10 protein-coding genes and 2 pseudogenes are annotated in these 12,138 nt (G+C 65.5%); 9 read left to right on the top strand and 3 right to left on the bottom strand.

All coding sequences use genetic code 11. The features are described from left to right. The first annotated feature begins 97 nt into the window (after positions 1 to 97). The 5 genes and pseudogenes from rpmB (at position 98) to BAY1663_RS13440 (ending at position 4,825) form a co-directional block, all read left to right on the top strand. Entirely contained in the window at positions 98 to 334 is a 237-nt protein-coding gene (rpmB, locus tag BAY1663_RS13460) for a 50S ribosomal protein L28 (RefSeq protein ID WP_003242523.1), read from the top strand. Between the two features lie 11 nt (positions 335 to 345). Continuing rightward, complete coding sequence (gene rpmG / locus BAY1663_RS13455) at positions 346 to 501, top strand: 50S ribosomal protein L33 (RefSeq protein ID WP_003284185.1); 156 nt, start codon at positions 346 to 348, stop codon at positions 499 to 501. 180 nt (positions 502 to 681) lie between these two features. Continuing rightward, a pseudogene (locus BAY1663_RS13450) lies at positions 682 to 2,831 on the top strand (adenosylcobalamin-dependent ribonucleoside-diphosphate reductase). Between the two features lie 63 nt (positions 2,832 to 2,894). Further along, positions 2,895 to 3,602 (top strand): NrdJb, encoded by a 708-nt coding sequence (locus BAY1663_RS13445; RefSeq protein ID WP_037041675.1) that lies wholly within the window; start codon positions 2,895 to 2,897, stop codon positions 3,600 to 3,602. A 350-nt stretch (positions 3,603 to 3,952) separates the two neighbouring features. Continuing rightward, complete coding sequence (locus BAY1663_RS13440; RefSeq protein ID WP_037041673.1) at positions 3,953 to 4,825, top strand: DMT family transporter; 873 nt, start codon at positions 3,953 to 3,955, stop codon at positions 4,823 to 4,825. 143 nt (positions 4,826 to 4,968) lie between these two features. Here BAY1663_RS13440 and ppnN read toward each other — a convergent pair whose 3' ends face one another. From ppnN to BAY1663_RS13425, 3 genes are all read right to left on the bottom strand, one after another. Then, positions 4,969 to 6,342, bottom strand: a complete 1,374-nt coding sequence (gene ppnN / locus BAY1663_RS13435) for a nucleotide 5'-monophosphate nucleosidase PpnN (protein WP_037041671.1) — start codon at positions 6,340 to 6,342, stop codon at positions 4,969 to 4,971. Between the two features lie 248 nt (positions 6,343 to 6,590). Beyond that, entirely contained in the window at positions 6,591 to 7,544 is a 954-nt protein-coding gene (locus BAY1663_RS13430) for a homoserine kinase (RefSeq protein WP_037041669.1), read from the bottom strand. A 24-nt stretch (positions 7,545 to 7,568) separates the two neighbouring features. Next, complete coding sequence (locus BAY1663_RS13425) at positions 7,569 to 7,853, bottom strand: DUF2782 domain-containing protein (RefSeq protein WP_037041667.1); 285 nt, start codon at positions 7,851 to 7,853, stop codon at positions 7,569 to 7,571. A 76-nt stretch (positions 7,854 to 7,929) separates the two neighbouring features. Here BAY1663_RS13425 and polA point away from each other — a divergent pair, with 76 nt between their 5' ends. From polA to BAY1663_RS13410, 4 genes and pseudogenes are all read left to right on the top strand, one after another. Further along, positions 7,930 to 10,674 carry a DNA polymerase I gene (polA, locus tag BAY1663_RS13420; RefSeq protein ID WP_037041665.1) on the top strand — a complete coding sequence of 915 codons (2,745 nt, stop codon included), beginning with the start codon at positions 7,930 to 7,932 and terminating at the stop codon, positions 10,672 to 10,674. Between the two features lie 268 nt (positions 10,675 to 10,942). After that, a complete protein-coding gene (locus BAY1663_RS23865) occupies positions 10,943 to 11,131 on the top strand; it encodes a hypothetical protein (protein ID WP_128576288.1) in 189 nt (62 codons plus the stop codon). A gap of 85 nt (positions 11,132 to 11,216) precedes the next feature. Next, complete coding sequence (locus tag BAY1663_RS13415) at positions 11,217 to 11,735, top strand: Hcp family type VI secretion system effector (RefSeq protein WP_003286458.1); 519 nt, start codon at positions 11,217 to 11,219, stop codon at positions 11,733 to 11,735. Positions 11,736 to 11,912: 177 nt separating this feature from the next. After that, positions 11,913 to 12,138: pseudogene (locus BAY1663_RS13410) on the top strand (type VI secretion system tip protein VgrG); the annotation flags it as partial.

Here is a 12,138-nt window from a genome sequence, read left to right as displayed (position 1 = left end):
AGACCCCCATGAAACGTGGCGCTGAGCGCCGAACTGACAAGTGAATTCAAGCGGCCAACCCATGCCGGGTTGGGCATGTGGTTTAGAGGGCTGAGGCATGTCGAGAGTCTGTCAAGTTACCGGTAAGGGTCCGGTAACCGGGAACAACATTTCCCACGCGAACAACAAAACCCGTCGTCGTTTCCTGCCGAACCTGCAGCATCATCGCTTCTGGGTCGAGTCCGAGAAGCGCTTCGTGCGTCTGCGCGTTTCCGCCAAGGGCATGCGCGTCATCGATAAGCGTGGCATCGACGTCGTTCTGGCCGAGCTGCGCGCCCGCGGCGAAAAGGTTTAAGGAGAGCAATCATGCGTGACCTGATCCGTTTGGTGTCCAGCGCCGGTACCGGCCACTTCTACACCACCGACAAGAACAAGCGCACCACCCCCGACAAGATCGAAATCAAGAAATTCGATCCGGTCGTACGCAAGCACGTGATCTACAAGGAAGCCAAGATCAAGTAATTGATCGGCCCTTGATGGAAGAACCCGCCACCCGGCGGGTTTTTTCGTTTCTGGCGGTCGGCAGGGCGCGCCGCTCGTCAGCGCTCCGGCTAATTTGACAAGAGTCATGTGCTCCCGGCGGAAATTCGCTATCGTTCGCACTTTCTCTTTTTCCACTTCCGGCACGAGGATGCGCAGCGCATGGCGAAGACGGACGGGCCCATCGCGGCAGACAGCAAGAGCACTTCCAGCATCGCCCTGCAGGCGGCTTCCGAGGACATCTGGGCGCAGAAATACCGCCTGACCAGCAAGGACGGCACGCCGATCGACGACAGCGTCGACGACACCTGGCAGCGCGTCGCCCGTGCGCTGGCCGACGTCGAGCCGGCCAAGCAGCGCGAGCACTGGTACGAGCGCTTTCTCTGGGCGCTGCGCAACGGCGCCATCCCGGCCGGGCGGATCATCTCCAACGCCGGTGCACAGGACTACAAGCCGGCCACCTCGACCATCAACTGCACCGTCTCCGGCACCATCACCGACTCGATGGACGATATCCTCGGCAAGGTCCACGAGGCCGGCCTGACGCTCAAGGCCGGCTGCGGCATCGGCTACGAGTTCAGCACCCTGCGCCCGCGCGGCTCCTTCGTCTCGGGGGCCGGCGCGCACACCAGCGGCCCGCTGTCGTTCATGGACATCTTCGACAAGATGTGCTTCACCGTCAGCTCCGCCGGCGGCCGCCGCGGCGCGCAGATGGGCACCTTCGAGGTCGGCCATCCGGACGTGCGCGAGTTCATCCGCGCCAAGCGCGAGGACGGCCGGCTGCGCCAGTTCAACCTCAGCCTGCTGATCACCGACGAATTCATGCAGGCGGTGGAGGCCGACGGCGAATGGCCGCTGATCTTCCCGGTGCACGCCAAGGAAGCCGCCGAGCTGGACCTGAACGACGCCGAACGCGTGCTCTGGCGCGAATGGCCGGTGCACGACGACTACATCGTGCGCGAGGACGGCCTGGTCGCCTGCAAGATCTACGGCAGGGTCAAGGCGCGGCACCTGTGGACATGATCATGGTCTCCACCTACGACTACGCCGAGCCGGGCTTCATCCTCATCGACCGGGTCAATCAGTTGAACAACAACTGGTGGTGCGAGGCGATCCGCGCGACCAATCCCTGCGGCGAGCAGCCGCTGCCGCCCTATGGCTCCTGCCTGCTGGGCTCGGTCAACCTGACTCATTTCGTGGTCGACCCGTTCGGCGCCGAGGCGCGCTTCGACTGGGAGAAGTACCGCGAGGTGGTGCGCATCTTCACCCGCATGCTGGATAACGTCGTCGAGATCAACGGCCTGCCGCTGGAGCAGCAGCGCCACGAGATCGAGAGCAAGCGCCGCCACGGCATGGGCTTCCTCGGCCTCGGCTCGACCCTGGCGCTGCTCAAGCTGCGTTATGGCAGCCCGGAGGCCTGCGTGTTCACCGAGGAAGTCGCCCGCGAGATGGCGCTGGTCGGTTGGGAACAGGCGCTGGAGCTGTCGAAGGAGAAGGGCGCGGCGCCGCTGCTGAGCGAGGACTTCGAGGTCACCGCCGAGATGCTGCGCAAGCGTCCGGAAATGGCCAAGGATGGCTACCAGGTCGGTGACCGCATCGCCGGCCGGGTGCTGCACGCCAAGTACTCGCGCTACATGCAGAAGATCGCCGAGTACGCGCCGGACCTGATCGAGGCGCTGGCCGAGCAGGGCGCGCGCTTCACCCACCACAGCTCCATCGCACCCACCGGCACCATCAGCCTGAGCCTGGCCAACAACGCTTCCAACGGCATCGAGCCGAGCTTCGCCCACCACTACTCGCGCAACCTGATCCGCCCCGGGCGCAAGGCCAAGGAGAAGATCGAGGTATTCAGCTACGAACTGCTGGCCTACCGCACGCTGATCAACGAGCGTGCCAAGCCGGGCTCCGACGCGCCGGGCGAGAAGCTGCCGGACTACTTCATCACCGCCGACGACGTCAGCCCGACCCAGCACGTGGACATCCAGGCCGCCGCGCAGAAGTGGGTCGACTCGTCGATCTCCAAGACCGCCAACGTGCCGACCGACTACCCGTTCGAGGCGTTCAAGGACATCTACCGCTACGCCTGGCGCCAGGGCCTGAAGGGCTGCACCACCTTCCGCTTCAACCCGGCGGCCTTCCAGGGCGTGCTGGTCAAGGAAGCCGACCTGGAGAAGACCCTCTACCGCTTCACCCTCGAGGACGGCAGCGTGGTCGAGCTCAAGGGTAATCAGGAAGTGGAATACGATGGCGAGGTGAACACCGCCGCCAACCTGTTCGACGCCCTGAAAGAAGGCTACTACGGCAAGTACTGAGCCGGCCTGCCAACCATTTTGGACGCCGGGCCGCGAACGCCGCCCGGCAGGAGAGATTGCACAATGACCGTAAAGATCACCCAGCGCATCAAGGGCTTCAAGGTCGTCGACGAGACCCTCGAGCGTCCCGCGGCGGCAGCGGCCAACACCGACGCCAAGGCGGGCAAGACCGTCCAGGTGGTGGAGATGGACGAGAGCCTGCAGCGCCCGGAAACCCTGATCGGCATGACCTACAAGATCAAGTCGCCGCTGTTCGAGCACGCGCTCTACGTCACCGTCAACGACATCGTGCTCAATGCCGGCACGCCGCACGAGCAGCGCCGGCCGTTCGAGATCTTCATCAATTCGAAGAACATGGACCACTTCCAGTGGATCGTCGCGCTGACCCGCATCATGTCCGCGGTGTTCCGCAAGGGCGGCGACTGCACCTTCCTGGTGGAGGAACTGAAGGCGGTGTTCGACCCGCGCGGCGGCTACCTGAAGAAGGGCGGCGTCTACATGCCGTCGATCGTCGCCGAGATCGGCGCGGTGCTGGAGCGCCATCTGATCGCCATCGGCATGCTCGAAGGCCAGGCGCTGGACGAAACCCAGCTCAAATACCTGGCCGAGAAGCGCGCCGCCTACGAGGCCAGCCAGGGCGCCGTGGCGGTCGAGCCGGGCGAGGGTTTCCCCGCCGGCGCGCAGTTGTGCAACAAGTGCAATACCCAGGCGGTGGTGCAGATGGACGGCTGCGCCACCTGCCTCAACTGCGGCCATTCCAAGTGCGGCTGAGCGGCTCGCCTTGATCGACGGCCCGCTTTACCGAGCGGGCCGGTCTCTGCTAGATTCCAACACATCGTCGTCCAGACAACCCTCAGGTCATGGATTCCATGCTTGCGATCGCACACTGCCTTTCCCGGGTGAAGCCCGCCGCTCACGGCCAGGCGCACCTGTGTGCAATCGCACCTCTCGCATCTGTCGTTGCCGCCTTGGCAATCGCGCCGCCACCTCCACAGGCGGTCGCACTGGGCTGATTCGCCCGCTTCGCAGCTCCAGCTCTGCTTTTCCGGCCCGTTCGGGGTCGCTGCGTGATCGTTTCCGACACGCGCTGGGGCCTGTTTCGCTTCGACAGGTGATTATCGATGACCTTCAACAAATCGCTTTGGACGTCCTATGGCGTCATGACGCTTTTCGTGCTGCTCTGGGGCAGTGCGGCCATATTCACCCGCTGGGGGCTCGACCACGGCTCGCCGTTCGCCCTGCTGATCGTGCGCTTCGCCCTGGCGCTGATGGCGGTGCTGCTCATCGGGGCATACCGGGGGCGCTGGCGGCCCGCCTCCGGCACCGCCGGCCCGGCGGTCGCCAGCGGCCTGCTGATGATCGGCTGCTATTCGATCTGCTATTTCCAGGCCATGGCCTGCGGCGTTACCCCGGGGGTGATGGCGACGTTGCTGGGCGTCCAGCCGATCCTGACCTTGCTGCTGCTGGAGCGGCGCTTTTCGCCGCTGCGCCTGATCGGGCTGCTGGTGGCGCTGGGCGGGCTGGCCGCCGTGGTGTTCCAGAGCCTGGTGCTGGCGCGCTTCTCGCTCGGCGGCATGCTGTTCGCCCTGGGCGCGCTGCTGTGCATGACGCTGGGGGCGATCCTGCAGCAGCGCATCCGTCAGAGTCCGGTGGAGATCCTGCCGATACAGTACGCGGTTAGCCTGCTGCTGTGCCTGGTGTTCGTACCGTTCCAGCCGTTTCGCCTCGAGGCCGTTGCCGGCTTCATCGTGCCGGTGCTCTGGTTGGGGCTGATCATTTCGGTGGCCGCGCAGCTGCTGCTGTACCGGATGATCCGGGCGGGCAATCTGGTCAACGTCACCAGCCTGTTCTATCTGGTGCCGGTGGTTACCGTGGGGATGGATTACCTGTTCCTCGGCAACCGCCTGACGTCTCTCGGCCTGCTGGGCATGGGGGCGATCCTGCTGGGCCTGGGACTGGTGTTCAAGGCGGCGCCGGCCTCGCGAGCGACCTGAGGACAGGGCCGGCCGGCACGGTGGTGGGCAAGCCAGGCCCACCTCCGGACCGCGCTGGCCACGGCGTGGCTGCCGCTCGGCTGCGGTGGAAAAGCGCTGCGCGAGTTTTCACCGGCGCATCCAACGGTGCTGGCCGGCAGGCGTCAGCTCACCACGCGGTAGCACGGCGCGTAGGGCACTCCGCCGGGCAGCTTCATGCGGTGCTGCACGACGAAGGCCTGCAGCAGTTCGTCCAGCGGCCGCATGACCGCCGCGTCGCCGTGGATCTCGTAGCGCCCGTACTGTTCGATGCGGCGGATGCCCTTGTCCTTGACGTTGCCGGCGACGATACCGGAGAACGCGCGGCGCAGGTTGGCGGCCAGCTCGTGGGGCGGCAGATCGCGCCTGAGCTGCAGGTTGGCCATGTTCTCGTGGGTGGGGTCGAACGGCCGCTGGAAGCCTTCCTCGATCTTCAGCAGCCAGTTGAAGTGGAAGGCGTCGTTGCGTTCGCGGCGGAAGCGCCTGACCGTTCGCAGCCCTTCGGCCATCTGCCGGGCGACTTCGCTGGGGTCGTCGATGATGATCTGGTAACGCTGCTGTGCGGCCTCGCCCAGGGTCGCGCCGACGAAGGCGTGGATCTGCCGCAGATAGGGTTCGGCATCCTGCGGGCCGGTGAGGATGACCGGGAAGGGCAGCTCGCGGTTGGCCGGATGCAGCAGGATGCCGAGCAGGTAGAGGAATTCCTCGGCGGTGCCGACCCCGCCGGGGAAGACGATGATGCCGTGGCCGACACGCACGAAGGCCTCCAGGCGCTTCTCGATGTCCGGCAGGATCACCAGTTCGTTGACGATCGGATTGGGCGCCTCGGCGGCGATGATGCCCGGTTCGGTCAGGCCCAGGTAGCGGCTGCCGACCAGGCGCTGCTTGGCGTGGCCGATGGTGGCGCCCTTCATCGGCCCCTTCATCACGCCGGGGCCGCAGCCGGTGCAGACGTCCAGGCTGCGCAGGCCGAGTTCGTGGCCGACGCGCTTGCTGTACTTGTATTCCTCGGTGCTGATCGAGTGCCCACCCCAGCACACCACCATGTTCGGCTCCACGCCGGGGCGCAGGGTGCGGGCGTTGCGCAGCAGGTGGAAGACGTAGTCGGTGATGCCCTGCGAGCTGCTCAGGTCGATGCGGGCACTGTCCAGTTCGCTTTCGGTATAGACGATGTCGCGCAGCGCGCTGAACAGCATCTCCCGCGTGCTGGCGATCATCTCGCCGTCGACGAAGGCGTCGGCCGGGGCATTGAACAGTTCCAGGCGCACGCCGCGGTCCTGCTGCAGGATGCGCACCTCGAAATCCTCGTAGGCCTCGAGGATGGTCTTGGCGTTGTCGATACGGGTGCCGGTGTTGAGGATGGCCAGGGCGCACTGGCGGAACAGCTTGTGGGTACTGCCCGCGCCGACTTCGCTGAGCTGCTGGACTTCACGTTGCGAGAGGGTTTCCAGGCTGCCCTTGGGGCTTACCGAGGCGTTGATTACTTGGCGTTGGGTCATTCTTCGTTCCCTGAGGGCGATGCCTCCGAAGGCCGGTTGCATCGGGATGGTGAGCGCCCATGGTCATCCATGGGCTGCCGCGTTCACGGCCTGGCATATCGCGCGTGATGGTCTCGGCGGGAGGGGCTGAAGGCGGCAGGGGGCGTCATCTTACCCGCCATGCTCCGCGTTGCGGGCATGGATTCTCGACATGCCGTCGCGCGATCGCGTTCGGCCCGGCCCAAGCCACTGCGGCTCAGGCCGCGGCGTCAGAACGCAAAGGGTAAGACACTCGCAGGCTGCTGGCGTGCGGCGAGCAGGCGGCGAAATTCGTCGGGGTTCTTCACCTGGACGTCGGGCTGGCCGGCGAAGTGCTGCGCGGCGATCAGGCGCGACAGCCAGAAGCGCACGCAGGCGACCCGCAGCATCGGTTGCCACAGCTCGGCTTCGGCCGGGGTGAAGCGGCGCAGGGCGGAGTAGGCGGCCAGCAGCGGCTCGCTGCGCTCGCCGTCGATCTCGCCGTTGGGGTGCGAACACCAGTCGTTCACGGCGATGGCCAGGTCGTAGAGCATCGGCCCGGAGCAGGCGTTGTAGAAGTCGATCACGCCGGTCAGGTGGCTGCCTTCGAACAGCACGTTGTCGCGGAACAGGTCGGCGTGCAGGTTGGCGCGCGGCAGGGCGAGCAGTTTCGGGCGCAGCTCGGCGATCTCCGCCAGGCCGTCGCGCAGCAGCAGCAACTGATCCTCGTGCAGGCCCAGCGCCAGGCTCGGGCCCTGTTCCTGCATCCAGTCCAGGCCGCGGTCGCTGGCGCGCTCGAGGATGTGTTCGCGGGTCGCCAGGTGCAGCCGGGCCAGCAGCCGGCCGACCTCCGCGCAGTGGTGCGCGTTGGGTTCGGCCACATGCCGGCCGGGTAGCCGCGGCTGCAGCAGTGCCGGCTTTTCCGCCAGCTCGCGCAACGCCTCGCCCTGCCCGGTGCGCAGCGCGTAGGGCACCGGCAGTCCGGCGCGCTGCAGCACGTCGAGCAGCTCGATGAAGAACGGCAGGTCCTGCGTCGGCCCACGCTCGATCAGCGTCAGTACGTATTCGCCCTGCTCCAGGCTGACGAAGAAGTTGCTGTTTTCGCTGCCCGCGGCGATACCCTGGAAATCGCGCAGCCGCCCGAGGCCGTAGGGCGCCAGGAAGGCTTCCAGTTCGTCGCGTTGCAGGGGCGTGAATACCGACATGGCAGTCTCCTACCTATCAGGGCATTACCAGCTGAAGATCTTCCAGGACGGAATCAGCATGTCCGGCTGGTCGGCGCGAACGAAGTTGCCGTCGTTGCCGTCGGCGCGCACCAGGAAGTAGGGCTTGCCGTGCTTGGGGGTGATCTTCACGGCGTAGAGGAAGCCATTGACGCGGTATTCCTCGACGGTGCGGTCGCCCTCCTGGCGGATGGTCACGTCCGGCTCGCCTTCGACCGGTTCCTGGGCGAAACCGGCCAGGGGCACGCACGCCAGCAGGCTGGCCAGCATCAGGTGTTTGAGAGCGCGCATGATAACCTTGTCCCTTTGTCGATAAGTGGTCCTTGGCATTCTAGCTCCGGGCCCGCCGAAAAGGTTGATTCCGCTCATGAGCCAAGCCCCCCTCGTCCTGGTGGACGGTTCGTCCTACCTCTACCGCGCCTTCCATGCGCTGCCCCCGCTGACCACCTCCGCCGGCAAGCCCACCGGAGCGGTCAAAGGGGTGTTGAACATGCTGCTGGCGCTGCGCAAGCAGTATCCCGACAGCCCCTTCGCGGTGGTCTTCGATGCCAAGGGCCCGACCTTCCGCGACGAGCTGTTCGAACACTACAAGTCCCACCGCCCGCCGATGCCGGACGACCTGCGCGTGCAGATCGAACCGCTGCACGCCGCCGTGCGCGCGCTGGGCCTGCCATTGCTGAACGTGGACGGCGTCGAGGCGGACGACGTCATCGGCACCCTGGCTAGGCAGTGCGCGGCACTGGGCCGCGACGTGGTGATTTCCACCGGCGACAAGGACATGGCGCAGCTGGTCTGCCCGCACGTCACGCTGGTCAACACCATGACCGGCAGCGTGTATGACATCGAGGGGGTGAAGAGCAAGTTCGGTGTCGGCCCGGAACTGATCATCGACTTCCTCGCGCTGATGGGCGACAAGGTCGACAACATCCCCGGCGTGCCCGGCGTCGGCGAGAAGACCGCCTGCGGCCTGCTCAACGGCATCCCCGGCGGGCTCAAGGGGCTCTACGACAACCTCGACCAGGTCGCCGGTCTGCCGATCCGCGGCGCCAAGTCGCTGGGCGCCAAGCTGGCCGAGCACCGCGACGCGGCGTTCATGTCCTACGAGCTGGCGACGATCAAGCTCGACGTGGCGCTGGACGTCGAGGTCGGCGACCTGATGCCCGGCGCGCCGCATCGCGAGGCGCTGATCGCGCTGTATCGCGAACTGGAGTTCAAGCAGTGGCTCGACGAGCTGCTGCGCGAAGCCAAGGCGGCGGGAGAGAACTGCGAGGCGGCACCCGAGGATTGCTCGATTCAGGCCGAGGCGCAGTACGACACGGTCCTCGAACAGGCCGAGTTCGACGCCTGGCTGGCTCGGCTACAGGCCGCCGACTGCTTCGCCTTCGATACCGAGACCACCAGCCTCGATGCCCAGCGCGCCGAGCTGGTCGGCCTGTCGTTCGCCGTCGAGGTTGGGCGGGCAGCCTATGTGCCGCTCTGCCATCACTACATGGGCGTGCCGGCGCAGCTCGATCGCGACACGGTGCTCGCCGCGCTCAAACCGCTGCTGGAAGACCCGGCGAAAACCAAGGTCTGCCAGCACGGCAAGTACGACATGAACGTGCTGATGCACTACGGCATCGAGATGCGCGGTATGGCCTACGACACCATGCTCGAATCCTACGTGCTGGACGCCACCGCCACCCGCCACGACATGGACAGCCTGGCGCTAAAATACCTCGGCCGCGGCACCATCCGCTTCGAGGACATCGCCGGCAAGGGCGCCAAGCAGCTGACCTTCGACCAGATCGCCATCGAGCAGGCCGGGCCTTACGCGGCCGAGGATGCCGATGTCACCCTGCGCCTGCACCAGACCCTGCTCGGCAAGCTCGAACAGACACCGTCGCTGCTCCGGGTACTGCGCGAGATCGAGATGCCGCTGGTACCGGTGCTGGCGCGCATCGAGCGCAACGGCGCGCTGGTCGATGCGCAACTGCTCGGCCAGCAGAGCGTCGAACTGGGCGAGAAGCTGGTGCAGCTCGAGCGCGAGGCCTTCGACATCGCCGGCGAGGAGTTCAACCTCGGCTCGCCCAAGCAGCTCGGCGCGATTCTCTATGACAAGCTCGGCTGCCCGGTACTTTCCAAGACCGCCGGCGGCCAGCCGTCGACCGCCGAGGGCGTGCTCGCCGAACTGGCCGAGCAGGATTACCCGCTGCCCAAGGTGATCATGCAGCACCGTTCCCTGAGCAAGCTCAAGGGCACCTACACCGACAAGCTGCCGCAGCAGATCAACCCGCGCACCGGGCGCATCCACACCAGCTACCACCAGGCGGTGGCCGCCACCGGCCGGCTGTCCTCGTCGGACCCGAACCTGCAGAACATCCCGATCAGGACGGCCGAGGGACGGCGTATCCGCCAGGCCTTCATCGCGGCGCCGGGCTACACGCTGCTGGCGGCCGACTATTCGCAGATCGAACTGCGCATCATGGCCCACCTGGCGCAGGACGCCGGCCTGCTGCATGCCTTCCAGAACGACCTGGACGTGCACCGCGCCACGGCTGCCGAAGTCTTCGGCGTGCCGCTGGACCAGGTAACCGCCGATCAGCGGCGCAGCGCCAAGGCGATCAACTTCGGCCTGATCTACGGCATGAGCGCCTTCGGCCTGGCCAAGCAGATCGACGTCGGTCGCAAGGAGGCTCAGGAATACATCGACCGCTACTTCGCCCGCTACCCGGGCGTGCTCGCCTACATGGAGCGCACCCGCGCCCAGGCGGCCGAGCAGGGCTACGTCGAAACGCTGTTCGGTCGCCGCCTGTACCTGCCGGAAATCCATTCGAAGAACGGCGCCATGCGCAAGGCCGCCGAACGCACCGCGATCAACGCGCCGATGCAGGGCACGGCTGCCGACATCATCAAGCGCGCGATGATCGCCGTGGACGGCTGGCTGCAGGAAAGCGGGCTGGACGCCAAGGTGATCCTGCAGGTGCATGACGAACTGGTGCTGGAGGTCCGCGCGGAGCGGGTCGAGCAGGTGCGCGAGGCGATCTGCCCGCTGATGAGCAGTGCCGCGGAGCTGAGCGTGCCGCTGCTGGTGGAAGCCGGTGTCGGCGGCAACTGGGACGAAGCGCATTGAGCCTTGGCCGAATTTTTTTTCGCCAGTGGTGAACTAATCCGGAAACCGTTCGGTCAGAGCATGCGAAGGGTGTAAAAATCCTTCGATGCTCCTTGTTGTGTTAAGTGTTGGCAGATCTCTGGACCCCGCCCTAGCGGTCCGGATTTGAACCTCGAACTTCCCCCTCCCCCAATGAAGTTCGAGGTTTTTTTTGCCTGCGGAAAAATGCGCGGTCTCGGCGCGCGGGGGCCTTCCTTGGGGGAGGCCGCGGCGTTTATGGACGGCCGGTTTGCGCAACATCTTGCACAGCCCAATTGTGGATAACCCTGTTGATGAAACGCTGCAAGGCATAGCCTGCAAAGGCTTCGGCTACCTGCGCAACTTTCTGCCAGGTGGTGTGCAAGATGTTGCGCAACTTTCTGTGCGCTGGATCACAAACGGCTTTCGCAGGGTTCGGCCTATTTTTATAACCAATTGATACATAAGCTATTTCTTCTTTTGGCACGCTGCTTGTACTGCAAGGAACGCCCATTCGGCATTCATTCCAGACAAGGAGAGCACCCATGCCAACACCCGCGTACCTGTCCCTCGAAGGCACCAAGCAAGGCCTGATCACCGCCGGCACCTTCACCGAGGACTCTGTGGGTAACATCTTCCAGGAAGGCCACGAAGACCAGATCCTGGTACAGGCCTTCCAGCACCAGGTCATCATCCCGCGCGACCCGCAATCCGGCCAGCCGACCGGCCAGCGCGTGCACAAGCCGCTGATGATCACCAAGGTGTTCGACAAGTCCTCGCCGCTGATCTTCAACGCCCTGACCTCCGGCGAACGCCTGAACAAGTGCCGCCTGGAGTGGTATCGCACCTCGTCCACCGGGACCCAGGAGCACTACTTCACCATCGAGCTGGAAGATGCGGTGATCGTCGACGTGCAGTCGCGCATGCCCAACTGCCAGGACCCGAACATGTCCCACTTCACCCACCTGGAAGACGTCTACTTCACCTATCGCAAGATCGTCTGGACCCACGAGGTCTCCGGTACGTCCGGTTCCGACGACTGGCGCACCCCGATCGCCGGTTGAGGCGACACCCTTTGGCCAGCGCAGGCTGGCCAAGGTTTTTTTGATGCAGTGAACGGAAAAACCGACCGGCCGCTCTGCAATGCGCAGCCCGCGTATTGCAGAGCGGCCGCTACCCGATAAGCCGGGTCCCCGCAGCGCTCATGCGTCCCGCCATGGACGGAAACAGGAGGAACATGGATGTTCGCCGCAGCCAGCCAGCCCCATTTCACGCTGAGCATCGAAGGGTTCGAGCACGACCTGCAGGTGCTGGCCTTCGACGGCCACGAAGCCATCGCCCAGCCCTACCGCTTCGACCTCGAACTGGTCAGCGAACGCCCCGAGCTGGACCTCGAGGCCCTGTTGCACCGGCCGGCCTTCCTGGCCTTCGATCGCGCCGGCGGCGGCATCCATGGCCTGATCCACC

The sequence above is a fragment of the Pseudomonas sp. BAY1663 genome (genome assembly GCF_000582595.1).
Classification (GTDB): Bacteria; Pseudomonadota; Gammaproteobacteria; order Pseudomonadales; family Pseudomonadaceae; genus Stutzerimonas; species Stutzerimonas stutzeri_AF.
The sequence above is the reverse complement of the archived record's forward strand: the minus strand, read 5'-3'. Positions and strand labels throughout refer to the sequence as shown.